This window comes from Micromonospora sp. NPDC051227, assembly GCF_044455385.1.
Classification (GTDB): Bacteria; Actinomycetota; Actinomycetes; order Mycobacteriales; family Micromonosporaceae; genus Micromonospora.
Window position 1 is genome coordinate 29,252 of the sequence record NZ_JBITET010000023.1, and the last position, 22,435, is coordinate 51,686.

At 72.5% G+C, this 22,435-nt stretch carries 25 protein-coding genes; 16 read left to right on the forward strand and 9 right to left on the reverse strand.

Annotation, left to right across the window (positions count from 1 at the left end; translation table 11 throughout):
* Positions 1 to 7 precede the first annotated feature (7 nt).
* The 6 genes from ACIA47_RS31725 to ACIA47_RS31750 all read left to right on the forward strand — a co-directional run bounded on the left by ACIA47_RS31725 (position 8) and on the right by ACIA47_RS31750 (position 3,793).
* The gene (locus ACIA47_RS31725; protein WP_396712066.1) at positions 8 to 454 is read left to right on the forward strand and encodes a metal-sulfur cluster assembly factor; all 447 of its coding nucleotides are present in this window, start codon (positions 8 to 10) and stop codon (positions 452 to 454) included.
* 184 nt (positions 455 to 638) lie between these two features.
* A complete protein-coding gene (locus ACIA47_RS31730) occupies positions 639 to 1,238 on the forward strand; it encodes a TIGR03086 family metal-binding protein (RefSeq protein WP_396712068.1) in 600 nt (199 codons plus the stop codon).
* A 311-nt stretch (positions 1,239 to 1,549) separates the two neighbouring features.
* Positions 1,550 to 2,182 (forward strand): LysE family transporter, encoded by a 633-nt coding sequence (locus ACIA47_RS31735; RefSeq protein WP_396712070.1) that lies wholly within the window; start codon positions 1,550 to 1,552, stop codon positions 2,180 to 2,182.
* Positions 2,183 to 2,324: 142 nt separating this feature from the next.
* Positions 2,325 to 2,972, forward strand: a complete 648-nt coding sequence (locus tag ACIA47_RS31740) for an acVLRF1 family peptidyl-tRNA hydrolase (RefSeq protein WP_396712072.1) — start codon at positions 2,325 to 2,327, stop codon at positions 2,970 to 2,972.
* Between the two features lie 95 nt (positions 2,973 to 3,067).
* Positions 3,068 to 3,367: a muconolactone Delta-isomerase family protein gene (locus tag ACIA47_RS31745; protein ID WP_396712074.1), complete on the forward strand. Its 300-nt coding sequence runs from the start codon at positions 3,068 to 3,070 to the stop codon at positions 3,365 to 3,367.
* 66 nt (positions 3,368 to 3,433) lie between these two features.
* A complete protein-coding gene (locus ACIA47_RS31750) occupies positions 3,434 to 3,793 on the forward strand; it encodes a YybH family protein (protein ID WP_396712076.1) in 360 nt (119 codons plus the stop codon).
* A 73-nt stretch (positions 3,794 to 3,866) separates the two neighbouring features.
* On the opposite strand, the gene ACIA47_RS31755 is transcribed toward ACIA47_RS31750, so the two are convergent.
* Complete coding sequence (locus ACIA47_RS31755; RefSeq protein WP_396712078.1) at positions 3,867 to 4,790, reverse strand: neutral zinc metallopeptidase; 924 nt, start codon at positions 4,788 to 4,790, stop codon at positions 3,867 to 3,869.
* 262 nt (positions 4,791 to 5,052) lie between these two features.
* Between ACIA47_RS31755 and ACIA47_RS31760 the strand changes: the two genes are divergently transcribed.
* A complete protein-coding gene (locus ACIA47_RS31760) occupies positions 5,053 to 6,657 on the forward strand; it encodes an ABC-F family ATP-binding cassette domain-containing protein (protein ID WP_091403713.1) in 1,605 nt (534 codons plus the stop codon).
* Positions 6,658 to 6,678: 21 nt separating this feature from the next.
* Here ACIA47_RS31760 and ACIA47_RS31765 read toward each other — a convergent pair whose 3' ends face one another.
* Positions 6,679 to 7,278, reverse strand: coding sequence for a cadmium resistance transporter (locus ACIA47_RS31765; protein ID WP_396712080.1), 600 nt, complete (start codon positions 7,276 to 7,278; stop codon positions 6,679 to 6,681).
* 216 nt (positions 7,279 to 7,494) lie between these two features.
* Here ACIA47_RS31765 and ACIA47_RS31770 point away from each other — a divergent pair, with 216 nt between their 5' ends.
* From ACIA47_RS31770 to ACIA47_RS31780, 3 genes are all read left to right on the forward strand, one after another.
* On the forward strand, positions 7,495 to 7,722 hold the full coding sequence (locus ACIA47_RS31770) for a helix-turn-helix domain-containing protein (RefSeq protein WP_074312753.1): 228 nt from the start codon (positions 7,495 to 7,497) through the stop codon (positions 7,720 to 7,722).
* Between the two features lie 46 nt (positions 7,723 to 7,768).
* A complete protein-coding gene (locus tag ACIA47_RS31775) occupies positions 7,769 to 8,536 on the forward strand; it encodes an enoyl-CoA hydratase/isomerase family protein (protein ID WP_396712083.1) in 768 nt (255 codons plus the stop codon).
* A 114-nt stretch (positions 8,537 to 8,650) separates the two neighbouring features.
* A complete protein-coding gene (locus ACIA47_RS31780; protein ID WP_396712118.1) occupies positions 8,651 to 10,627 on the forward strand; it encodes an ABC transporter ATP-binding protein in 1,977 nt (658 codons plus the stop codon).
* Between the two features lie 17 nt (positions 10,628 to 10,644).
* Here the strand turns inward: ACIA47_RS31780 and mug are convergent, their stop codons facing one another.
* The 6 genes from mug to ACIA47_RS31810 form a co-directional block, all read right to left on the reverse strand.
* Positions 10,645 to 11,271 carry a G/U mismatch-specific DNA glycosylase gene (gene mug, locus ACIA47_RS31785; protein ID WP_396712085.1) on the reverse strand — a complete coding sequence of 209 codons (627 nt, stop codon included), beginning with the start codon at positions 11,269 to 11,271 and terminating at the stop codon, positions 10,645 to 10,647.
* Positions 11,268 to 12,029 (reverse strand): SDR family oxidoreductase, encoded by a 762-nt coding sequence (locus tag ACIA47_RS31790; RefSeq protein ID WP_396712087.1) that lies wholly within the window; start codon positions 12,027 to 12,029, stop codon positions 11,268 to 11,270. The genes mug and ACIA47_RS31790 overlap by 4 nt, the downstream gene beginning before the upstream one ends.
* Positions 12,014 to 12,559: a hypothetical protein gene (locus ACIA47_RS31795; RefSeq protein WP_396712089.1), complete on the reverse strand. Its 546-nt coding sequence runs from the start codon at positions 12,557 to 12,559 to the stop codon at positions 12,014 to 12,016. Before ACIA47_RS31795 ends, ACIA47_RS31790 begins: the two co-directional genes overlap by 16 nt.
* The gene (locus ACIA47_RS31800; RefSeq protein ID WP_396712090.1) at positions 12,556 to 13,374 is read right to left on the reverse strand and encodes a DUF692 domain-containing protein; all 819 of its coding nucleotides are present in this window, start codon (positions 13,372 to 13,374) and stop codon (positions 12,556 to 12,558) included. Before ACIA47_RS31800 ends, ACIA47_RS31795 begins: the two co-directional genes overlap by 4 nt.
* Entirely contained in the window at positions 13,371 to 14,294 is a 924-nt protein-coding gene (locus tag ACIA47_RS31805; RefSeq protein WP_396712092.1) for a TIGR04222 domain-containing membrane protein, read from the reverse strand. The genes ACIA47_RS31800 and ACIA47_RS31805 overlap by 4 nt, the downstream gene beginning before the upstream one ends.
* An 81-nt stretch (positions 14,295 to 14,375) precedes the next feature.
* On the reverse strand, positions 14,376 to 14,948 hold the full coding sequence (locus ACIA47_RS31810) for a TetR/AcrR family transcriptional regulator (protein ID WP_091403732.1): 573 nt from the start codon (positions 14,946 to 14,948) through the stop codon (positions 14,376 to 14,378).
* Between the two features lie 77 nt (positions 14,949 to 15,025).
* Between ACIA47_RS31810 and ACIA47_RS31815 the strand changes: the two genes are divergently transcribed.
* The 3 genes from ACIA47_RS31815 to ACIA47_RS31825 all read left to right on the forward strand — a co-directional run bounded on the left by ACIA47_RS31815 (position 15,026) and on the right by ACIA47_RS31825 (position 17,740).
* Entirely contained in the window at positions 15,026 to 15,886 is an 861-nt protein-coding gene (locus tag ACIA47_RS31815) for a carbon-nitrogen hydrolase family protein (protein WP_396712095.1), read from the forward strand.
* Positions 15,887 to 15,951: 65 nt separating this feature from the next.
* Complete coding sequence (locus ACIA47_RS31820; protein ID WP_357768554.1) at positions 15,952 to 16,596, forward strand: HAD family hydrolase; 645 nt, start codon at positions 15,952 to 15,954, stop codon at positions 16,594 to 16,596.
* A 211-nt stretch (positions 16,597 to 16,807) separates the two neighbouring features.
* On the forward strand, positions 16,808 to 17,740 hold the full coding sequence (locus tag ACIA47_RS31825; RefSeq protein WP_357010409.1) for an RIO1 family regulatory kinase/ATPase: 933 nt from the start codon (positions 16,808 to 16,810) through the stop codon (positions 17,738 to 17,740).
* Between the two features lie 44 nt (positions 17,741 to 17,784).
* Here the strand turns inward: ACIA47_RS31825 and ACIA47_RS31830 are convergent, their stop codons facing one another.
* Complete coding sequence (locus tag ACIA47_RS31830) at positions 17,785 to 18,033, reverse strand: DUF2630 family protein (protein ID WP_091403743.1); 249 nt, start codon at positions 18,031 to 18,033, stop codon at positions 17,785 to 17,787.
* Between the two features lie 422 nt (positions 18,034 to 18,455).
* Here ACIA47_RS31830 and ACIA47_RS31835 point away from each other — a divergent pair, with 422 nt between their 5' ends.
* The 3 genes from ACIA47_RS31835 to ACIA47_RS31845 are packed head-to-tail and all read left to right on the forward strand — an operon-like array spanning position 18,456 to position 22,322.
* Positions 18,456 to 19,793, forward strand: coding sequence for a cytochrome P450 (locus ACIA47_RS31835; protein WP_396712120.1), 1,338 nt, complete (start codon positions 18,456 to 18,458; stop codon positions 19,791 to 19,793).
* Positions 19,790 to 20,707: a terpene synthase family protein gene (locus tag ACIA47_RS31840; RefSeq protein WP_396712098.1), complete on the forward strand. Its 918-nt coding sequence runs from the start codon at positions 19,790 to 19,792 to the stop codon at positions 20,705 to 20,707. The genes ACIA47_RS31835 and ACIA47_RS31840 overlap by 4 nt, the downstream gene beginning before the upstream one ends.
* Complete coding sequence (locus ACIA47_RS31845) at positions 20,700 to 22,322, forward strand: prenyltransferase (protein WP_396712100.1); 1,623 nt, start codon at positions 20,700 to 20,702, stop codon at positions 22,320 to 22,322. Before ACIA47_RS31840 ends, ACIA47_RS31845 begins: the two co-directional genes overlap by 8 nt.
* The last annotated feature ends 113 nt before the right edge of the window (positions 22,323 to 22,435 follow it).

The window sequence follows — 22,435 nt, forward strand, 5'->3', positions numbered from 1 at the left end:
AGACGGCATGAGCGAGAACACCGCTACTGAGGCGACGCCGGAGGCCGGTGACACCGCAGTGGGCCCGCAGACCGACGCCGCGACGACCGATGGCACCGGTGACGCCGCCGCTCCCGCGGGCGGCGTCAGCAAGGCCATGATCGCCGACATCGAGGAGGCGATGAAGGACGTCGTCGACCCGGAGCTCGGCATCAACGTGGTCGACCTGGGCCTCGTGTACGGCGTCCACGTCGACGACGAGAACGTCGCCACCCTGGACATGACGCTCACCTCGGCGGCCTGCCCGCTGACCGACGTCATCGAGGACCAGACCCGGCAGGCCCTGACCACCGGCCCCGGCGGCGGCCTGGTCAACGACATCCGGATCAACTGGGTGTGGCTCCCGCCGTGGGGCCCGGACAAGATCACTGACGAGGGTCGGGACCAGCTCCGCTCCCTCGGCTTCAACGTCTGACCGATCCACTTCGTCGAGCGCGGTACCCGTCCGGGTACCGCGCTCGACGCGTTTCAAGGCCGCCCGAAACTAGTGGAACGGATCGTTCCGGTCTGCTAAGCTGAATTCAGCGAACGGAGCGGAACGTTCCACTCCAAGGGCGAGTGGGGAAGCTCGCAGGGGACCGGCGGAGAGGGGCAGGACGATGAGCGAGATGGCAGCGGCGCAGTGGCGGATCGTGCTCGAGCAGGCGCACGAGGCGCTTCGGACGACCGTCGAGGGGGTTCCGGCCGACGCCTGGGAGCGGCCCACCCCGTGCGAGCGGTGGAACGTCACGCAGGTGCTTCAGCACGCGGCCGGCGATCAGCTCGCTTTTGCGGCGGCGATCGACGGCGGGCCGGGGCCGGCGGAGGACCCGTTCGCACCCTCCGGTCGGATTGACGGCGACAAGCTGGCCGACCTGCGCGCTGCCCTCGACGCGTCCGCCCGGGCCTGGAAGAGCATCGCCGACGACGCCCCGGAGGTGCCCACGCCGCTGCCTCAGGGCAAGCTGCCGGCCGAGGTCGGCGCCGTAGCGTGCGCCCTCGATGCGGCGGTGCACGCCTGGGACATCGCGGTGGCCACCGGCCAGCCGTCCCCGCTCGGCGCCGAACTGGCCCGGCCCCTGCTGGTGGCGGCCCGGCAGATCGTCGAGCCGCTGCGGGCCTACGGCGCGTACGCCCCGGCGATCGACCCCGCTCAGGAGGCCGACGAGGTCGTCGCCCTGCTCTCGTACCTCGGTCGCGACCCCCGGCTGACCGCCTGAAGTTCGGCTCTGCCCGGTCGGCCGACCCCGAACAACCCAAGATCGCGCTCGATCATCGATGTAGTGGCCTCGGTGCGCCGCCGAGGCCACTACATCCTGCTTCGAGCACGATCATGGCGCGGGGCGCGGGGCGCGGGGCGCGAGGCGCGAGGCGCGAGGCGCTGGGAAAATCGGTGGCGAGGGCGCGGGTCCGGCGTGGAGGATGCGCGTGTGATTGAGGCGTACCCGAAGCAGGTTCCTGTCCGTGCGGCCACTGCCGTGCGTCGACAGCGGCCGCTCCGGGGACGAACCTCGAGCCGCCACCGACGTCCATGACCGGGGCGTTCCTCGCCGGTCTCGTGGCCGGCTACGGCGTCGCCATTCCGGTCGGCGCGATCGCGATTCTCATTCTGGGGCTCACCGCCCGTACCTCGTTTCGGGTGGGTGCGGCCGCAGCGCTCGCGGTGGCGACGGCCGACGGGCTCTATGCGGTGGTGGCCGTGCTCGGCGGCGCCGGCCTGGCCGGAATCATCGCGCCGGTCGCCGGGCCACTGAGGGTGGTCGCCGCCGTGGTCCTGCTGGGTCTCGCCGGGCACGGCCTGTTGCGGACGTGGTCCGCGCACCGCTCGCAGCGGCCGCCGACGGCACGCGACGGTGGCGGCATGAGCACTCCGGGGCGGGCCTACGCGGCGCTGCTCGGGTTGACCCTGCTGAACCCGATGACGGTGCTCTACTTCACCGCGCTGGTGCTCGGCCGCCGGGACGCGGCCGACTCGGGCGTGGTCCCGGTGGCGCTCTTCGTGGCCGGGGTGTTCCTGGCGTCGGCGAGTTGGCAACTGGTCATCGCCGGCGGTGGCACTGTGGTCGGCCGGGCGCTGACCGGGCCGCGTGGCCGGCTGATCACCGGCCTGGTCTCCAGCGCGCTGATCGCCGCGCTGGCGGTGGCCGCGCTACTGCCAGGCTGAACGGTCACGGCAACCATCCGACGGGCGAGCCACCCGACCCGGCGCCCGACCGCGCCGGGTCGGCGGTGTCGCCCATTGGTCCGGGCCGGGCCCGGGGCCGCCCGGGGGCCCGGATGGGTCCGCTGTGCCGTACGGTCGGGCGATGACCAGTCGACCCGCAGCCGGCGGAGGCCGGTGGGTCGAGGTCGACCCGGCCCGCGTCGGCCGCTGGGTCGAGGGCTTCGCCGACCGGCACGGCCCGCCCACCACCAGCGCCCAGGAGTACGGCCTACTGCTCGCCGCCCCGGACGGGGCAACCGCTGAGCTGTACGCCCCACCGGGTGCGCCGGCCGGCGTGGATGTGGCCGGGTTCGTGGCCTCCGCCGTCACGCCCCGCCGGATCGGCCTGCTGCTGGCCCGCAAGGGCGCGGTGGCGCTCGGGGTGGCCGAGGGCGCCGACCTCGTGGTCTCCAAGGTGGACACCCGGTACGTGCAGGGACGCACCGCTGCGGGGGGATGGTCGCAGCACCGGTTCGCCCGCCGGCGTGACAACCAGGCGAAGGCTGCGCTGGGTGACGCGGCGGACCTGGCCGTACGGCTGCTGTTGCCGCAGGCGGCGACGCTCGCCGCGCTGGTCTGCGGCGGTGACCGGCGGGCGGTGGACGGAGTGCTGGCCGACCGGCGGTTGGCCCCGCTCGTGCCGTTGCGGGCGGAGCGGCTGCTCGACGTGCCGGAGCCTCGGCACGCGGTGCTGGTGGCGGCGGTGGGTGCGGCCCGGGCGGTACGGATCCTGGTGCGCGACCCCGACTGACCTCGGCCCTCACTGGCGGCGTCGGCGGGGAGACGATCGCCACGCGAAACGGGGTTCGCGGCGTGCTGCCCGGCTGGCCGCCGGAGGATGGGTGCGTGGAGTTTCTGGTTGACATGGTGACGACGGTGCCGCAGGGAACATCGGAGGACGGCGTCGCCGACATGCGCGCGCGCGAGGCGGCGCGTTCGGCCGAGCTGTCGGCCCAGGGCAGTCTCCTGCGGCTGTGGCGGCCGCCGTTGGCGCCGGGGGAGTGGCGTACGTGGGGGCTGTTCCAGGCCGCCGACGCCGATGAGCTGGAAGCCGTGCTCGCGTCGATGCCGCTGCGCGCCTGGCGGCGCGAGACCGTGACGCCGTTGACGCCGCACCCGAACGATCCGGGTCAGCCGCCTCGCTGAGCGTGCGAGGGCACGCCGGCTCGACAGGCACGCCATGGGGGACGTCCGTCCAGCAGGGAGATCATCATGTCCGAGGCGCAGATTCTGCGTACCGTCCTCGACCGGTGGAAATCGGCTGTCGACGCCCACGAGCCCGATCGGGTCGCGGCGTGCTTCACCGACGACGCGATCTTTCAGGGGTTGCAGCCGTACACGGTCGGTCCTGCCGGCGTCGCCGCGTACTACGCCGGACAGCCGCTCGGCCTGACCGCCGCGTACGACATCCGGGAGATCCGCCGTCTCGCCGACGACGTGGTCCTCGGCTACCTGGAGGTGGAGTTCGGCTTCACCGACCGGCCGGCCCTGACGGTCAACCTCGGCGTGCTCCTGCGGCGGGTCGACGACACCTGGTTCATCGGCCACTACCAGGTCTCGCGGCTGACCTGACGCGGGGAGCTTCGGCAGGAATGACGATCGTGGCAGGCCCGCCGAGGGGCCTGCCACGATCTCGGAGCGGATGTCAGAGCTGGTCGGTGCCGAAGGTGTCGCAGGTCTTCGGGTCGCCGCGGTCGTAGCCCTGGTTGAACCAGCGCTTGCGCTGCTCGGACGTGCCGTGGGTGAACTGGTCGGGGTTGACCCGCCCGCCGGAGCGCTCCTGGATGCTGTCGTCGCCGATCGCCTCGGCGGCGTCGATGGCCTGGCTGATGTCGGCCTCGGTGATCGATTTGAACAGCGGCTGCTGGCCGGTCTTGTCCTTGCTCTCGGTGGCGTGCCTGGCCCAGGCGCCGGCGTAGCAGTCGGCCTGGAGCTCCAACCGCACGGAGGCCGAGCGAGGCCCGCTCTGGTCGCCCTGGCCGGCCTTCGCGTTGGTGCCGAGCAGGTTCTGGACGTGGTGGCCGTACTCGTGGGCGAGCACGTACGGCTGGGCGAACTCACCCTTGGCACCGAACCGGGAGGCCAGCTCGTCGTAGAAGCTCAGGTCGATGTACACCTTCCGGTCTGCGGGGCAGTAGAACGGGCCGACACCCGAGTCGGCCTGCCCGCAGCCGGTGTTCACGGCCGCCTGGAAGAAGTTCGTAGTGGTGACCTCGTAGTCGCTTCTGCCCAGTTCGGGGTACGCCTTCTTCCAGTAGTCCTGGATGCTGTTGACGTAGAGCAGGTTGCGGCAGCGCGCGTCGTCGAGACGGTCGGGGTTTGTCGTGCCGCACACCTGATCCAGGTCACCGCCCCCGGCCTGGCCGCCGTCATCGCCGTTGGTCATGGCGTTGAGACCGAACCCGCCGCCGAGCAGGGCGACGAGAACTGCCACCACGATGCCGATGATGCCGCCTCGGCCGCCGCCTCCGGGGATGGGGATGCCGAAGCCGCCGCCCGACCCGCCGCTACCCCGGCCCAGGTCGTTGGCCTGGGAGGTGTCGAGCTCGGCCCGCTCGTTGAGTTCCATGCGTGACCCCGATCGCCGTATGCCGGTGTGTGTCGTTTGTGTGTCGTTTCGTCTCTTTAGTGCCGGACGGGTCCGGACAGGCGTTCCGATACCCGATGATCTTGGTCGGTAATCCGGGCGGGCCGTCCTGCGGCGCCCGGTACACTTGTCAGGTGCTGCGCTGCGAAGGCTGAACCGCCCCGCGCCGTCGGGCCCCTTGAGCCCGCCGGCCGTTTCGCGTGCCCCGAGTCAGCCTTCCAACCCCGAGAGCGAGCCCGCAAACATGATCACTGCCACCGGCCTGGAACTGCGTGCCGGTTCCCGGATCCTGCTGTCCGACACCACCCTGCGCGTGCAGCCCGGTGATCGGATCGGCCTGGTCGGTCGCAACGGCGCCGGCAAGACCACCACGCTGAAGGTGCTCGCCGGCGAGGGGCAGCCGTACGGCGGCCAGATCGACCAGCGCAGCGCCATCGGCTACCTGCCACAGGACCCGCGCACGGGTGACCTGGAGGTCACCGGCCGCGACCGGGTGCTCTCCGCCCGCGGCCTGGACGTGCTGATGGCGCAGATGCAGGAGGTCGAGGCCCGCCTCGCCGAAGACGCCAACGACAAGCTGGTCCGTCGGTACGGCGCGCTGGAGGACCAGTTCGCCGCCCTCGGCGGGTACGCGGCCGAGGCCGAGGCCGCGCGGATCTGCGCCAACCTCGGCCTACCGGACCGGGCACTCGCGCAGACCATCGGCACCCTCTCCGGTGGTCAGCGTCGCCGCATCGAGCTGGCCCGGATCCTGTTCCGCGACGCGGGCGAGAACGGCGGCGGCATCCTGCTGCTCGACGAGCCCACCAACCACCTCGACGCCGACTCGATCACCTGGTTGCGGGGCTTTCTCGCCAACCACAAGGGCGGCCTGATCGTGATCTCACACGACGGCGCGCTGCTGGAGTCGGTGGTCAACAAGGTCTGGTTCCTCGACGCCACCCGGTCGGTCATCGACGTGTACAACCTGGGTTGGAAGGCGTACCTGGAGGCGCGCGAGACCGACGAGCGACGCCGCCGTCGGGAGCGGGCCAACGCGGAGAAGAAGGCCGGCGCGCTGATGGCGCAGGCCGACAAGATGCGGGCCAAGGCCACCAAGACCGTGGCCGCGCAGAACATGGCCCGCCGTGCCGAGAAGCTGATCTCCGGCCTGGAGGAGGTGCGGGTCGCCGACCGGGTGGCCAAGGTGCGTTTCCCCAGCCCCGCGCCGTGCGGCAAGACCCCGCTCACGGCGACCGGCCTCTCCAAGTCGTACGGCTCGCTGGAGATCTTCACCGACGTGAACGTGGCGGTGGACCGGGGCTCCCGGGTGGCCATCCTCGGGCTCAACGGCGCCGGCAAGACGACCCTGCTGCGGATGCTCGGCGGGCTGCTCAGCCCGGACACCGGCGAGGTGCACGCGGGGCACGGCCTGCGGCTGGGCTACTACGCCCAGGAGCACGAGACGCTGGACGTGGAGCGGACGGTGCTGGAGAACATGCGCGCCGCCGCCGTCGAGCAGTCCGACACCGACCTGCGCAAGATCCTTGGCGCGTTCCTCTTCTCCGGTGACGACGTGAACAAGCCGGCCGGCGTGCTCTCCGGCGGCGAGAAGACCCGGCTGGCCCTGTCCACTCTGGTCTGTTCCGGCGCCAACGTGCTGTTGCTCGACGAGCCGACGAACAACCTCGACCCGGTCAGCCGTGAGCAGGTGCTGGACGCCATCGCCAACTACCCAGGCGCGATCGTCCTGGTCACCCACGACCCGGGTGCGGTGCTGGCGCTCAAGCCGGACCGGGCCATCCTGCTGCCCGACGGCGACGAGGACGCGTGGAGCGACGACCTGCTCGAACTGGTCGAGCTGGCCTGACCGAGGCTGCTCGGCCGGCTCTCAGCCGAGCAGGTCGACCAGTCGGCCGAGCACACCGGAGCTGACCAGGATCACCAGCCCGATGGCGATGAAGATCGTCGGCACCAGCCAGGCGCCGGCGCGCTCGACCAGCCGCACCACCCTCCGGTGCCCGCCCAGCCAGGCCCCGGCCACGCACCAGAGCGCGATCAGCAGCACGAAAACCAGCAGGAACGCGGCGCTGTCGGCCACACCGAGGGCCCGGAAGACGGGTACGTAGACCGCGACGTTGTCGGCGCCGTTCGCGATCGTCACCCCGGCCACGCCGAGCGCCCCGGTGACGACCGCCGGTGCCTCTTCGTCGACCGAACTCCGCAGCGCGCGTACGCCGAGCGCGATCGGCAGCAGGCCGAGCAGACCCGTCCACGGGTCGGGCACCACCAGGAGTCCACCCGCGATCACCGCGCTGGCCAACGCGAGCGCGCCGATGCCGAGGTATTGCCCGGCGACGATCTCCCAGGTGCGGGGTTGGCCGGTGGTGCGGGCCGCGACGAAGAACAGCGTCAGGATGACGATGTCGTCGATGTCGGTGGCGGCGAAGACCACGGCCGCCGCGCCGGCGGTGCTCAACAGGTCGATCACGACCGAAGGCTACGGGCCGCCGGCAGCCGCCAGCTCCCGGCGGTGCTACGCCAGGACGCTGCGGCGGGCCGGATCGCCAGGATCACTCTATCGGGAAGCTGACATTGCATAGCGTGTCGGTTGGCGAAGAGTTGATATCTGGCGCATGATCGTTCGAGGCGGTCTAATAGGTGGGACCGTATCCGAACCGCACAGTCTGGGACGTGAGGACACAGCATGGCAGCCACTGGCACAGCCACCAGCACTGAGAAGGGTCGCCGGATCATCGGAGCCGAGCGTCAGACGCTCGCCAAGGACCTGGTAAAGCGGTACACCTCGGGGGAGAGCATCCGCGCGTTGGCGGCCTCGACCGGCCGTTCCTACGGGTTCATCCACCGAGTGCTCACCGAGTCCGGCGTGCAGCTGCGTCAGCGCGGTGGCGCCCGGCGCCGCAAGAAGGCGTGACCCGCCCCTCAGCGTCGTCCACCAGCGCCGCGCCCCGGGACGTCCGGTGACCGCCGAGGCGACCGGGGTTCGGCTGACTTGCGACGGGCCGGTCGCCACGGTGACGTTGTGCCGGCCCGACGTGCTCAATGCCCAGACGCCCGCGATGTGGCAGGCGATGAGCGACTTCTCCCGCGACCTTCCCGGCGACGTGCGGGTGGTGGTGGTCCGCGGCGAGGGTCGCGCGTTCTCGGCCGGCCTCGATCTCGCGGTGGCGGGCGCCTCCGGCCCGGGGTCCTTCGCTGAGCTGGCCACGCTGCCCGAGCAGGAGTGCGCCGAGCGCATCGCGGAGTTCCAGGCCGGTTTCACCTGGCTGCACCGGCCGGATGTCGTCTCCGTCGCGGCCGTACAGGGCCACGCGATCGGTGCCGGCTTCCAGCTCGCGCTCGCCTGTGACCTGCGGGTGCTCTCCGCGGACGCGAAGCTGTCGATGGCCGAGGTGACCCTCGGTCTGGTGCCCGACCTGGCCGGCACGAAACGCCTCGTCGAGTTGGTCGGATATTCGCGGGCGTTGGAGATCTGTGCGACCGGCCGCCGGTTGGACGCCGCCGAGGCGGACCGGATCGGGCTCGCCACCCTTGTCGTACCCCCGACCGAGCTGGACGACGCGGTGCGGGACCTGACCGCCGGCCTGCTCTCCGGGGCCCGCGACGCGGTGGTGGAGATCAAGGCGTTGCTCGCCGGTGCCGGCGGACGGTCGCACGCCGACCAGCAGCGCGCCGAGCGGGAGGCGCAGGCCCGTCGGCTACGTGACCTTGCCGGCAGGGGAGAATAGGTAAGGACCGCACGGGAAGATCCGGGTTACGACCGAGGTTGTCACACTCGTCGGGAGAATTGACCTGACGGTGCGGTCTGCCCGGCAACCCGGAGGTGAGCGATGTCCAACCCGATGTCCGGCGGTGGCATGGCCGGGTGGAGCATGCTCCGGTCGATGCGCAACAGCGACGAGGTCTCCACCCATCGGCTCAAGCGCGGGGTGGCCCGCCGCATCGTCGCCTTCGCCCAGCCCTACCGGCGCGACATCATCGTCTTCCTGGCCACCGTGGTGTTGGCCGCCATCATCGGCGTGGCCACTCCGGTGCTCGCCGGTGACGTGATCAACGCGATCAACCGGGGCGGCACCGAGGCCGGCCGGCTCGTGGTGCGGCTGGCCCTGTTCATCGCCGCGCTGGCGGTCGCCGACGCGCTGCTGTCGCTGGCCCAACGGTGGTATTCCGCCCGCATCGGCGAGGGCATCATCTTCAACCTGCGCACCCGGGTCTACGACCACGTGCAGCGGATGCCGTTGCAGTTCTTCACCCGTACCCAGACCGGCGCACTGGTCAGCAGGCTCAACAACGACGTGCTCGGCGCCCAGCGGGCGTTCACCTCCACCCTGTCCGGTGTGGTCAGCAACGTCATCCAGTTGGTGCTCACCGCGGCGGTGATGTTCACCCTCTCCTGGCAGATCACCGCGCTGTCACTGGTGCTGCTGCCGATCTTCATCATTCCGGCCCGCCGGGTCGGTCGGCGGTTGGCGGACATCACCCGCGAGGCGTACAACCTCGACGCCAAGATGAACGCGACCATGACCGAGCGGTTCGGGGTGGCCGGAGCGCTGCTGGTGAAGCTCTTCGGTCAGCCCGAGATCGAGGCCCGCAGGTTCGCCGACCGGGCCGAGCGGGTCCGCGACATCGGCATCCAGTCCGCGATGTATTCCCGCACGTTTTTCGTGGCGATGCTGCTGGTCGCCTCACTGGCGCAGGCGCTGACCTACGGTCTCGGCGGCTGGCTCGCGGTCACCGGCGGCGTCAGCGCCGGCACGGTGGTGACGCTCGCGCTGCTGCTCACCCGCCTGTACGGACCGCTCACGGCACTTTCCAACGTCCGGGTGGACGTGATGAGCGCGCTGGTCTCCTTCGACCGGGTCTTCGAGGTGCTCGACCTCGAGCCGGGCATCGTGGAGAAGCCCGACGCGGTGCCGGTGCCCCGGGGCGCCGGTCGGGTCGACTTCCGCGACGTGCGCTTCCGCTACCCGAGCGCCGCCGAGATCTCCCTCGCCTCCCTGGAGGAGGTCGCCACCCTCGACCGGACCGTCAACGAGCCGGTGCTCAAGGGGGTCTCGTTCAGCGTCGAGCCGGGGCAGATGGTCGCGCTGGTCGGCCCGTCCGGGGCGGGCAAGTCGACGCTGTCGATGCTCATCTCCCGCATCTACGACGTCACCGACGGCCAGGTGCTGGTCGGCGGGGTGGACGTACGCGACGCGACGCTCGCCTCGCTGCGCGACGAGATCGGTGTGGTCACGCAGGATTCGCACCTGTTCCACGAGACGATCGCCGAGAACCTGCGCTACGCCAAGCCGGACGCCACCGACGACGAGATCTGGGCCGCCCTGGCCGGTGCCCAGGTGGCCGATCTGGTCCGGTCGCTCCCCGACGGTCTGGACACCACAGTGGGGGAGCGCGGCTACCGGTTCTCCGGCGGCGAGAAGCAGCGCATCGCGATCGCGCGGCTGCTGCTCAAGGCACCGTCGATCGTGATCCTCGACGAGGCGACCGCCCACCTGGATTCGGAGAGCGAGGCGGCGGTGCAGCGGGCCCTGTCGGTGGCGCTGGCCGGGCGTACCGCCCTGGTGATCGCGCACCGGCTTTCCACAGTGCGCGACGCCGACCAGATCCTGGTCCTGGACGGTGGGCGGATCGTCGAGCGGGGTCGGCACGAGGAGTTGGTCGCGGTCGGTGGGCTCTACGCCGAGCTGTATCGGACCCAGTTCGCGGTCGCCGACTCGCCCACCCCGTTCGTCGACGCGACCGGGCCCGAGCCGGTGGTCATGCCGCTGGGCACCTACCGCGCCGACGAGGTGCTGCCGCCTGCTGCCGCCAACTGACGTCTGCGCCGAGTTGATCATTGGTCGGGTGGTTCGGCGGGCCGACGGTCCGGTAGGTGGGTCGCCGTTCGCAACTCGGCGAACGCCAGGCCCAGGGTGACCGGGGTGAAGTGCGCGTTCAGGCCGCTGGGGTTGGGCAGCACCCACAGCCGGGCGCCGGCCAGCGACTCCGGCTGCGGCCCGAAGGTGGCCTTCGGCCGCTGAAAACCGATCCGGTACGCGGTCACCCCCACCACGGCCACCCAGCGCGGCCGGCACCGGGCCACCTTGTCGGTCAGGATCGCCGCGCCGTCGAGGAGTTCCTCAGTGCTCAGCTCGTCCGCGCGGGCGCTGGCCCGGGCGGCCATGTTGGTGATGCCGAGCCCGAGCGCGGGCAGTTCGTCCTGTTCGCTGGGGTGCAGCAGCCGGGGGGTGAACCCGCCCCGGTGCAGGGCGGGCCAGAACCGGTTGCCGGGTCGAGCGAAGTGCCAGCCCGTCGCCGCCGACCACAGGCCCGGGTTGATGCCGACGAAGAGCACCGTCAGCCCCGGCGCGAGCACGTCGGGAATGGTCCGGTCCGCAGCCGCCGCCAGGTCCGCCCGGGTGGGCCGGGCCGTCCCGGGCGGCGTCACGGCACGGCCGGGTCGGGCTCCGTCGGGGGTCACAGCCCGCGCAGCGCGCCGCCGTCGACCGGCACTGTGATCCCGGTGAGGTAGCTCGCGGCGGGGGAGAGCACGAACGCGGCCACCCGGCCGAACTCGGCCGGGTCGCCGACGCGGCGCAGCGGGATGCCGGCCTCCGCCTCGGCGCGGGCCCGCTCCGGGTCGCCGGTCGCGCCGAACAGCTCCCGGTTGCGATCGGTCATGATCCGGCCGGGCAACAGGCCGAGCACCCGGACCCCACGCGGGCCGTAGTCGTCGGCGATGTCCTTGGCCGCCCCGACCAGGCCGGGCCGCAGACCGTTGGAGATACCGAGACCGGGCACCGGGCCACGCGCCGAGGTGGAGAGCACCAGCCCGATCGCGCCGCCCTCGGGCAGGGCGTTGGCGACAGTGCGTACGGCGCGGATGGTGCCCAGGAAGACGGTCTCGAAGGAGAGCCGCCACTGCTCATCGGTGATCGCTGCGGCGTTGCCCGCCGGTGGGCCGCCGACCGAGATCAGCGCGCCGTCGAGCCGGCCGAAATGCTCCTGGGCGGCGGCGACGAGCTGCGCCGGGGTCTCCGGGTCGGCCAGGTCGGCGGTCAGCCCGACGGCGTGCTCCGGGCCACCCAGCTGCTGTGCGGCGGCGGCCACCGCGTCCGGGTCCCGGGCCGAGAGCACCACCCGCGCACCGTCGGCGACCAGGCACTGCGCGGTCGCGTAACCCAGGCCGCGGGAGGCACCGGTGAGGACGTACACGCGGTCGGTCAGTCCGAGATCCATAACTCCGATCCTGCCGCATCCGGTATCCCGTCGCCAGCACGGGTGGACACCCGTGGGGCGGGGCGCAGCAGGCGTACCCGGCCGGCGATCTGCACCGCGACGGCCCCGCCGGCGCGGCCCACCGCCGGCACCCGGCGCGGACGCGGCGCCCGAACCCCGTCGTAGCGCAGGCGTGCCTCCCGGACGGCCAACTCCTCGGCGGCCACCGGGGGGAGCGCCCGCTGGTCGTGCAGCGCCCGGGCCAGGTCCCAACCGTCGCGCAGCGATCCGGCGGTGGGTCGCCGGGCGGCCCAGTCGGCGAAGGTGGTCGACCACCTGGCACCGAGGCTGGCGGCGAGCAATGGCCAGTGCCGGGCCACCTCGCCGGCCCGCTTGCGCAGCAGCGCCCTGCGGGTGGCGGCCAGCGGTCCCGGCGCGAACCCCGTCGGTGGCTCACCCCCGGCGACCAGCGCCGCGACCAGTTCGGCCTGCCGCGCGGCCAGCCCGGCGCGCGGCGTCGGCGCGGAGCCGCCCTCGGGTGCGCCGCTCATGTCACGGCCGGGAAGCCCGCGACGGAGGCCAGGGCGTCCAGTTCGGCGCGGAGTTCGGCGGCCGGCGGATAGTGGCCGTCGCGCTCCAGCAGCAGCGCCGGCGGTCGCCGCCGGGCGCAGAGCGCGCCGACCAGCTCCAGCACCGCCGCCGGAACCGGGTCGGTGTGGGTGTCGTGGTAGAAACCGCCGTGCTCCGCGCCGCCGGCCACGTGGGCGTACGCGACCCGCTCCAGCGGCAGACGGTCCAGCAACGCCAGCGGGTCGGCGCCCCGGTTGCGGGCGTTGGCGTGCACGTTCGCCACGTCCAGCAGCAGCAGTGCCCCGGTCCGGTCGAGGATCTCGGTCAGGAAGTCCGCCTCGGTCAACTCGTCGTCGGGCCAGTCGAGCAACGCGGCGATCGGCTCCAGCGCGATCGGCACCGGAAGCTCGGCCTGTGCCCGCGCCACGTTGGCGCAGACCGCGTCGACGGCTTCCCGGCTGCGCGGCAGCGGCAGCAGGTGGCCGGCCTCCAGACCGCCGGCCCGGACGAACGCGATGTGCTCGCTGACCAGCGGGGCGTCCAGGCGTTGCGCCACCGCGGCCAGGTGGGCGACCCGGGCCGGGTCGACCGGCTCGGCGCCGCCGAGGGAGAGCCGCACCCCGTGCGGTACGACGGTCACCGCGCGGTCCCGTAGCTGCGTCAGACCGGGCGGGAGCGGCCCGGAGTCGGGCACCCCCTCGGCCACCACCTCGACGAAGCGCAGGCCGGGCAGCTCTGCCACGAAGCCGGCGATTTCCGGACGCCAGCCGATGCCGACCCCGGACGGGCCGGTCATCCGCCGCACCCCCCGCCCCCGCACCCGCCGCCACCGCCGCAGGAGCTGCCGCCGTCCCCACCGGAGCTGTCGCCGCCGCCGGACGACCCGTCGGAGCCGCCCGTCCAGCCGCTGCCGGAGGCCGCCTGGCGCTGAATCTCGGCCTGCTCGGCGAAGCCCGGGTCGAGTGCCCAGAGCGTGGCGGTGCCGTACAGGGCCACGCCCATCGCCGCGCCGGCCGCTCCGTAGGTGGCGTAGGCCGGCGTGGAGCCCGGCGCGAGGTGGGTGTGTTCGCGGCGCACACCGCGTAGCGCGGCTCGACCGGCCCGGGTGAGCACGGGCGCCCGGCGCAGCACCAGCGTGACGATCAGAAGCGTGGCCAGGGTCAGCAGCAGGTAGCCGACCGGGTGACCGTTGAACAGGCCGGAGACCAGCCGGAGCACGCCGAGGCCCAGCAGGGCGATCAGGATGGTGGTCCAGAAGCGGGCACGGGCGCGCTGCGCGTCGTCGGTGAGCAGCCCGCGCTGCTCCAGGCCGTACCGGATCTGGTGCAGCGCGACGCGTACGCGCTCGTCCCGCGGCAGGTCCCCGACACGCGAGTGCTGGTGCGCGGCCCAGTGGATGGCCTGCTCCAGTGGGGTTAGCCCGCTGGGCGCGGCGCCGGTGGTGGTCAGCCGGCGGTCCGGTCGTACGCCGATCGCCCCGCTGCCGCGCAGCCCGCCCAGCGCCGCGTGCACCGCGAGTTGGGGACCACCATTGAGGTAGGCGACCTGCTGCGGTCCGAGTGGCTCGGCGGTCATGGCAACCATCGATCCGGCTGCGAGACGGACCCGGTGATACACCGCGATCGCCACCACCACGGCGACCGCCACGAGGTAGTACCGGAGGAAGGTCGGGCCGGAGATGCCCCAGGTGTCGCCGGACGCGGCGTGGACGTTCATCGACTGCTCCTGTCACCGGAGGGATCGGCGGCCCCATTGTGGAGCAGCCTCGCCACGGGCGTCCGACCGGTGTGCGCGCGGTCAGTGGCGGCGGACCGCCTCCTCGACGAGGTCGAGCACCGGGCCCAGGTCACCGGCCGGTCGGCCCATGGCCAGGTGCAGCACCAGGCCGTCGTAGGCCAGCTCCAGGAACTGGGCCAGGACGTCGATCGGTACGTCCTCGCGCAGCACCCCGGCGTCGCGCTGGCGGGCCAGCCGGTCCCGGGTCGCCTCCGCGATGGCGGCGGACCGCTCCGCCCAGCGCCGGGCGAACGCCGGGTCGGTGCGCAGCCGCCGGGAGACCTCCAGTTGGCTGCCCAGCCAGCCGGTGGTGTCCGGCGAGACGGCGCGGGCGAGCAGATCGCGCATCACCTGCACCAGACCGTTGCGGGCGACCGTCTCGACCATTGCCGCGGCATCGTCCTCGGCGACGGCGAGGAAGAGTGAGTCCTTGTCGCGGAAGTGGTGGAAAATCGCGCCACGGGAGAGGCCGGTGGCTTCTTCGAGGCGGCGTACGGTCGCCCCCTCGTAGCCGAGCCGGGCGAAACACGCCCGGGCCGCGGCGAGGATCTCCTGCCGGCGAGCGTCGAGCTGGTCCTGGCTTACTCTGGGCACACGTCGATCGTTGCAGGTCACCCCGGGGCATGCAAACCGTACGTACGGCTTGGGATGTCGCCGATTACCATCGCCCGGTGACCCAGCCCCGCACCCTGCCCAGCTCCCCGCTGACCGTGGCCACCGTCCAGGCCACCCCCACGCCGGGCGACGTCGCCGGCAACGCGGTCATGGCCGCCGACCTGGTCCGCCGAGCCGGCGAGCGGGGTGCCCGGGTGGCCGTCCTGCCGGAGCTGTTCCTCTGCGCGTACCACCCGCCGGTCCTCGCCGCCGACCCGGCCGGCACGGACGTCGCGGCCGATCCGGCCGGGACGGTCGCGGATCCCCGGCTCGACCCGCTGCGGGCGGCGGCACGTGAGGCCGGCGTCACCGCGCTGGTCGGCGCGGCCGTTCGGCACCCGGACGGTCGGCGGACGATCGCGGCGCTGGTGGTGGACCGGACCGGCGAGGTGCGGGTCGGGTACGACAAGCAGCAGTTGTGGGGCGACGAACGGGAGCTGTTCACCCCCGGCGATCGGGGTGCCACGCTGCTCGTCGACGACTGGCGGCTCGGGCTGGGCATCTGCTACGACGGCTGTTTCCCCGAGCACGGCCGGGCCGCCGCCCTCGACGGCGCACACGCCTACCTGTGCCCCAGCGGATACCTGGCCGGCTCCGAGCACCGCCGAGATCTGTACTACGCCGCACGTGCCCTGGACAACACCATGTTCGTGGTCTTCGCCAACGCGGTCGGCGGCGTCGACCCGTGGCGGTTCAACGGCGGCGCGGCCATCTACGACCCCGAGGGGCGGGTGCTGGCTCGCGGGGCAGACGACGGCACGGCGGTGCTGGTGGCGACGCTGGATCCCGCCGTGCTCGCGGCCACCCGGGCGGCCCACTCGATGCTCGTCGATCGGCTGCCGGACCAGGGCGGCGCGCGGCTGTCGATGCCTGGCTGAGCCCTTCGTCAGCTCGATAGCCGCCGCATCTGTTGGCGGACACGTCGGTCCCGTAGGGTGCCCGAGTGCCACTGCTCCTGCTGGACCTGGACAACACCCTGCTGGATCGGGCCGGGCCGTTCCGCCGCTGGGGTGAGCGCTTCCTGGACAGCATCGGCGCGCCCCACACCGACATCGACTGGCTGATCTCGATCGACGCCGACGGTCTGACCGACCGCTGGGACCTCGCCGACGCCATCCGGGACCGCTACGAGCTGCGCATTCCCTCGATCGACCTGGTCGAGGAGCTGCACGACGGGGTGGTGGCGCAGACCCGGCTCGACCCGCTGACCGCCTGCGCGCTGCGGATCGCCGACGACGCCGGCTGGGTGCCGGTGGTGGTCTGCAACGGCAGCGTACGCGTCGAGGACGCCAAGATTCGCCAGACCGGGCTGGACCAGTACGTCGCGGACTGGGTGATCTCCGAGGAGGCCGGGGTCAGCAAGCCAAACCCGAGAATCTTCGCGCTCGCCGCCCAGCGGGTCCGGATGCCGCTGCGGGGGGCGTGGGTGATCGGTGACAGCCCGGAGGCGGACATCGGCGGAGCCGCCGCCGTCGGGCTGCCCAGCGTCTGGCTGCACCGGGGGCGCACCTGGTCGGACGTCCGGTTCGCGCCGAGCCGCACGGTGGACGGGTTGATCGCCGCGGTCGCCACCGTCCTGGCTCGCTGAGGGTTTCCGCGCTGGTGGCAGTGCGTCCGAGCGGCCGTTGGGGTGGCGGCTCGGTAATTCGGTTGACCGGTCGACGTGGTGGTACGAGCATTGTCCGCGCATGGTGCATCCCGGGCGAGTGCCCGGTCGAGGAGAGGGGGTCGGTCATGGCCGTCTTTTCAGGTCGCTTCCAGCTGCCTATCTCAGCCTCGACCAAGGGAACCTCACCACAGTGCGCGATCATGACCTTCCGGCGCTCGAGCGCCGAAGCCGCGGCAAGAGCCGCTTCGACGACGACGAACCGCAGTTTCTGAAACGCGGGCGGCCCACCGAGCCGCTCGCAGACCCGGACAGCGAGCCCGACCCGGACACCGGCGAGCGCTGGTCGTCCTGGGACGACGCCGTGCACGGGCCACACCCACACCCCGCCTGGCTGGTCACCGAGTTGGCCGCCAAGGACACCGAGCTGGGTGTGTTGAAGACCGGCAAGGAGGCGGACGTCCACCTGGTCCGTCGCGCCGTGCCGGACACCGACCGGTCCTGCCTGCTCGCTGTGAAACGCTACCGCGATCCCGAGCACCGGTTGTTCCACCGCGATGCCGGCTACCTGGAGGGCCGTCGGGTGCGCCGGTCCCGGGAGAACCGGGCGATGGCCGGCCGGACGGCGTTCGGCCGGCAGATGATCGCCGGGCAGTGGGCGGCGGCCGAGTTCGCCGCGCTGAGCCGGCTGTGGGAGATCGGTGCCGGGCACGACCGGATCGCCGTGCCGTACCCGGTGCAGTTGCGGGGCACCGAGCTGATGCTGGAGTTCGTCGGTGACGCCGAGTCGGGGGAGGCGGCACCCCGACTGGCCCAGTTGCGACCCGGCCCGACCGAGCTGCGTGACCTGTGGGCCCAACTGGTGGAGGCGCTGCGGGTGCTGGCGCGGGCCGGCTACGCGCACGGCGACCTGTCGCCGTACAACCTGCTCGTGCACCAGGGTCGGCTGGTCGTGATCGACCTGCCGCAGGTGGTCGACGTGGTGGCGAACCCACAGGGGCCGGAGTTCCTGGCCCGCGATGTGCGGGTGGTCGGCGCCTGGTTCGCGGCCCGGGGTCTGCCCGCCGAGCAGGTGGACCCTGGCCTGTTGACCGGAGAACTGCTGCACGAGGCGGGCCTGCGCTGATCGGAGCGGGTCGGGCGGCCAGACCGCCCGACCCGCCACGTCGGCTATTGCAGGTAGCGCTCCACCTCGGGCTTGGGGCGTTCGCCCTGGGCGTCCGGGTCGCCGTGGGTCTCCCGGGCGGCCCGTCGGCGGCGCAGCAGGTCCCAGCACTGGTCGAGGGACTCCTCCAGGGCGCGCAGTCGCTCGCTGGCCTCGCCCTCGGTGCCCGACTCGTGGGCCTGGGCGTCGGCACGCAACTTGTGTTCCTCGTCGACCAGTTCGGAAATCCGGTTCAGGATGGTCTTGTCGTCCATGCCACAGAGCCTGGCACAGGGTGCCGGGCATTGCCCGGATTCGGGGGTACCGGTGCGTCCCGGGTCACCGACCCGCACCGGCCAGCCCGACGCCGTCGGTCCGGTGCCGAGGCCGCAGCCAGGTCGGCGGCACGCGCCCGTTCCGCCCATCGCACTGGACCGTGCCTGAGTATCCATTCAGGAATCGAGTAGGACGAGAACATCGACGAGTGTGCGTGCACTTAGATGGAAATTGCGCCGTCCGCAAGTCTGGAGGTGCCCCTCGATTGGTGAGATGCTTCCGTCGGCCCAGAAGGTGAAAGTTTCATCAACCCGCCCGACCGAAGTGGACCGCTGCGGTCGCCGGGACGACGAGGAGACGTGGTTCGATGTCGCAGGTGTCCGAGGCGCGCCCCGCCACTGTCAGTACCGAGCCCCGGACAATCCCGTTACGACGCGCTCTGCCGGCACTGGTCCGCGATCCGCTGGGCGCGCTCGTCGACTTCGCGCAGGACGCCGACGGCGACGTCGTCCGGCTCAACCTCGGCTCGTTCCGCCCCTATCTGGTCAGCCATCCTGAGCACCTGCAACGCGTCCTGCGGGACAACGTTGCCAACTACACCCGGGACGGCGACGGGTTGCTCTGGCGGCCTGTCCGCCGGATCGTCGGTGACGCCATCCTGGTCGCCGAGGGTGAGATCTGGGAATCCAGCCGAAGCGCGCTGCAACCGTTGTTCACCGCCAAGCGGGCCGAGACGCTCGTCGACAAGATGGCCGAGGCGATCAACGAGGCGGTCGACGAGTGGCTCGAACCAGCCCTCGCCGGGCGCCCGATCGACGGCGGCGCAGAGCTGACCCAGATCGTCCTGCGCACCACCATGCGGGTGCTCTTCGCCGACCGGATCTCCGTCCCCGACGCCCTGCGGATCAGCGCCGCGCTGGACACCGTCACCACTGCGATGCTCCCCCGACTGCTGATGCCCGCCGTGCCGTACGCGGTGCCGATGCCCGGCGACCGGCGCTTCCGCGACGCGGTGCGCACCATCGACGAGGTGGTGCTGCCGATCATCCGGGAGGCCCGGGCCCGTCCCACCGACGGCGACGACATCATCTCCACGCTCTGCCGGCCGCGCGCCGACGGCAGCGAACCCGACGAGTACGCCATCCGCGGCGACGTGGTCGCGATGTTCTCCACCGCCACCGAGACCACCATCGCCCTGCTCTCCTGGCTCTGGCCGGTGCTGTCGTCCCGGCCCGACGTGGCCGAGCGGATGACCGACGAGATCGAGCGGGTGGTCGGCGCCGAACGGGTCGGCCGCGAGCACCTGCCCCAGCTGCGCTACGGCCGGATGGTGCTCGACGAGATGCTGCGGCTCTACCCGGCCGGCTGGATGATCCCGCGCACCGCGGTCGGCGACGACGTGCTGGGCGGGGTGCGGATCAAGGCAGGCGGCACCGTGCTGGTCAGCCCGTACGTCACCCAGCGGATGTCGACGTTCTGGACCGATCCGGCGCTCTTCGACCCGGAGCGGTTCGCGCCGGAGCTGCCCCGGCGGCGCTACCGCTACTCCTACTTCCCGTTCGGCGGGGGCCCGCACCAGTGCCTCGGGCAGTACCTGTTCCTGCTGGAGGCCCAGCTCATCGTCAGCACCGTGCTGAGCCGCTATCGCTTCCGGCTACGCGAACCGGTCGACCTCACCCCTCGGATGGGCGCTTCCCTGCAACCGAAGCAGCGCGCCGAGCTCATCCTCACCCCGGTCGAGCGCCCGGTCGCATCGTGACGGAGACCCCGCGACCGGCTCGGGCCGGTCAGGACGCGGTCGCCGAGCAGGGCCGGGTGTGCGCACTCGCCGTCCGGGGCGTACGCGACCTGCAGGATGTCACCGCCGCCCATCCCGAGCTGTTCGACGCCGCGCCGTTCGACGCGGCGCTGCTCAGCTCGGTGGCCACCGCCATCGCCTTCACCGCGCCGTGGCACACCGCCGCGGAGCTGCGGATCACCACCCGTACTCTGCTCTGGGTCTTCGCCGCCGACTGGCACGTCGACTACCTCGCGCGGTCCGTCGACGACGTGCGGGAGGTGGTGACCGACTGCCTCGCGGTGGCCGACGGCGCCGCGCCACCACCGGGGCGCCACCTGGCCCGGCTGCTGGCCGACCTGCGCGACGAGCTGACCACCGTCCCGGCGTTCGTCCGGCTGCGGCCGATCTGGCGTGACGAGCTGGCCCGGATGCTCGCGGCAGTGGCGCGGGAGTGGGACTGGAAGCACCTGCCGACCGACCCGACCACCGGGCGGCGTCTGCCGGACCTGGACCGCTACCTGGACAACGCCGACAACCTCGCCTGCTCCTTCGTCAACGTCACCCACTGGATCGCCACCGGCGACGAGAAGACCCTCGCCCAGCTGACCGACCTGCTGGACGCTGGTCGTGGCGTGCAGCGCGTACTGCGGTTGGTCAACGACCTGGCCACCCACGGCCGGGACTCCGAGTGGGGTGACCTGAACGCCCTGCTGCTGGTCGACGACCCGGCGCAGGTGCACGACCGGCTGGCCGAGCTGACCGCCCGGTCCCGGGGGGACCTGGCCGCCCTCGCCGAGCGGTGCCCCCGCCAGGCGGACTACCTCAACCGGCAGATCTCCTTCACCGGCGGCTTCTACCAACTGTCAGACTTCTGGGGGGCACGCGATGAGTGACGGCGCCACCCGGGTGTTCGCCGACGAGGCGCCCGCCGCCGACCCGGTCGCCGACGCCGCCCGCGAGCTGATCGCCGGCCTGGCGCTGCGGCCGTGGGGGCAGGTCGCCCCCTCGGTGTACGAGAGCGGCCGGCTCGTCGCCGGTGCGGCCTGGCTGCCGGGACACCAACAGCGGATCGGTTTCCTGCTGCGCGAGCAGCGCCCGGACGGCGCGTGGGGCCCACCCGAGGGGTACGCCCTGGTGCCCACGCTCAGCGCCACCGACGCTCTGCTCGCGGCACTGGCCGACGGCGGATGGGCCGGGGCGGACCTGCTCGCCCCGGTGGCACGCGGACTGGACGCGCTCACCGGCCGGCTGCTCGCCACGCACTCGCGGGCGTTGCCGGACACCCCGGCGCTGGATCTCATCGTCCCCGCGCTTGTCGAGTCGATCAACGGCCGGTTGGCCCGGCTGGATTGGGCGACCGCCGAGCGGCTGCCCCGCCCGCCGCTGGCGCTGCCCGCGGGCCTCGGGTCCGACCGGCTCCGCGCGGTCCGCGCCGCGGTGGCCGCCGGGGCGGCGCTGCCGACGAAGCTGGCCCACTTCTACGAGGTGCTGGACGCGACACCGGCCGACGCCGGACCGACCCTGACCGCCGTCGGCGCGTCACCCGCAGCGACCGCCGCCTGGCTGACTGCGGCCGGTCCGGCCGCCGGCCCCGCCGCGCACGCCTTCCTGCGGGAGTTGATCCGCGAGGCTGACGGGCCGGTGCCCTGCCCGACCCCGATCACCGTGTTCGAGCGGGCCTGGGTGCTCAGCGGGTTGCGCCGCGCCGGTGTCGCGGTCAATCCGCCAGCGACAGTGCTGGGTACCCTGGCCGCCGCCACCGGCGCCGAGGGCATTGCCACCGGCGAGGGCCTGCCGACGGACGCCGACACCACCTCGGTCACGCTGGACGCGCTGGCCCGGCTCGGCCGCCGCGCCGACCCGGCCAGCCTGTGGGCGTACGAGACGGCGGACGGCTTCTGTACCTGGCCGGGGAGCGAGGACGGCTTCTCGGTCACCACCAACGCGCACGTGCTGGACGCGTTCGGCCAGTACGTGGCCACACACCCCGGCGCGGACGCCCGGTACCACCGGACGGTCGAGCGGCTTAGCGTCGTGCTGCCGGCACACCAGATCGCCGACGGCCCCTGGCAGGACCGGTGGCACGCCTCGCCGTACTACGCCACCGCCTGCTGCGTGCTGGCGCTGGCCGAGTTCGGGCGGGGTGCGGCCGCCGCCGAGGCGGTGGACCGGGCGGCCGGCTGGGTGCTGAACAGCCAGCGCGCTGACGGTTCGTGGGGGCGGTGGGACGGCACCGCCGAGGAGACCGCGTACGCCCTCCAGGTGCTGCTGACGGTGCCGACGACAGTGCCACGGGTCGACGACGCGGTGGCCCGTGGGCACGCCTACCTGCACGAATCCGCCGGCCGGAGGCACCCTCCACTGTGGTACGGCAAGGAGCTGTACTGTCCGACCATCATCGTTCGCGCCACGGTGCTCGCCGCCTGCCGGCTGGCCGGCATCCGTGCTTCCGGCGTGGACCGATCGGTGGTGGATTGCGGTTACCAGTCAACAAAAACAGCAACTTGAGGGGTTGTGTCGACACTGCTAGCGTACGCAGAGCCTCAGCCCCGGACGCCCCGCTGCGGTGGGACGTCGCCCCCTCTGATCACCCGTTGATGAGCTGAGTCAACGCCCGGCCT

Coding starts and splice junctions, on each gene's coding strand:
- ACIA47_RS31725 (WP_396712066.1), top strand. CDS start 8: ATGAGCGAGAACACCGCTACTGAGGCGACGCCGGAGGCCGGTGACACC.
- ACIA47_RS31730 (WP_396712068.1), top strand. CDS start 639: ATGAGCGAGATGGCAGCGGCGCAGTGGCGGATCGTGCTCGAGCAGGCG.
- ACIA47_RS31735 (WP_396712070.1), top strand. CDS start 1,550: ATGACCGGGGCGTTCCTCGCCGGTCTCGTGGCCGGCTACGGCGTCGCC.
- ACIA47_RS31740 (WP_396712072.1), top strand. CDS start 2,325: ATGACCAGTCGACCCGCAGCCGGCGGAGGCCGGTGGGTCGAGGTCGAC.
- ACIA47_RS31750 (WP_396712076.1), top strand. CDS start 3,434: ATGTCCGAGGCGCAGATTCTGCGTACCGTCCTCGACCGGTGGAAATCG.
- ACIA47_RS31755 (WP_396712078.1), bottom strand. CDS start 4,790: ATGGAACTCAACGAGCGGGCCGAGCTCGACACCTCCCAGGCCAACGAC.
- ACIA47_RS31760 (WP_091403713.1), top strand. CDS start 5,053: ATGATCACTGCCACCGGCCTGGAACTGCGTGCCGGTTCCCGGATCCTG.
- ACIA47_RS31770 (WP_074312753.1), top strand. CDS start 7,495: ATGGCAGCCACTGGCACAGCCACCAGCACTGAGAAGGGTCGCCGGATC.
- ACIA47_RS31780 (WP_396712118.1), top strand. CDS start 8,651: ATGTCCGGCGGTGGCATGGCCGGGTGGAGCATGCTCCGGTCGATGCGC.
- ACIA47_RS31790 (WP_396712087.1), bottom strand. CDS start 12,029: ATGGATCTCGGACTGACCGACCGCGTGTACGTCCTCACCGGTGCCTCC.
- ACIA47_RS31795 (WP_396712089.1), bottom strand. CDS start 12,559: ATGAGCGGCGCACCCGAGGGCGGCTCCGCGCCGACGCCGCGCGCCGGG.
- ACIA47_RS31800 (WP_396712090.1), bottom strand. CDS start 13,374: ATGACCGGCCCGTCCGGGGTCGGCATCGGCTGGCGTCCGGAAATCGCC.
- ACIA47_RS31805 (WP_396712092.1), bottom strand. CDS start 14,294: ATGAACGTCCACGCCGCGTCCGGCGACACCTGGGGCATCTCCGGCCCG.
- ACIA47_RS31830 (WP_091403743.1), bottom strand. CDS start 18,033: ATGGACGACAAGACCATCCTGAACCGGATTTCCGAACTGGTCGACGAG.
- ACIA47_RS31845 (WP_396712100.1), top strand. CDS start 20,700: ATGAGTGACGGCGCCACCCGGGTGTTCGCCGACGAGGCGCCCGCCGCC.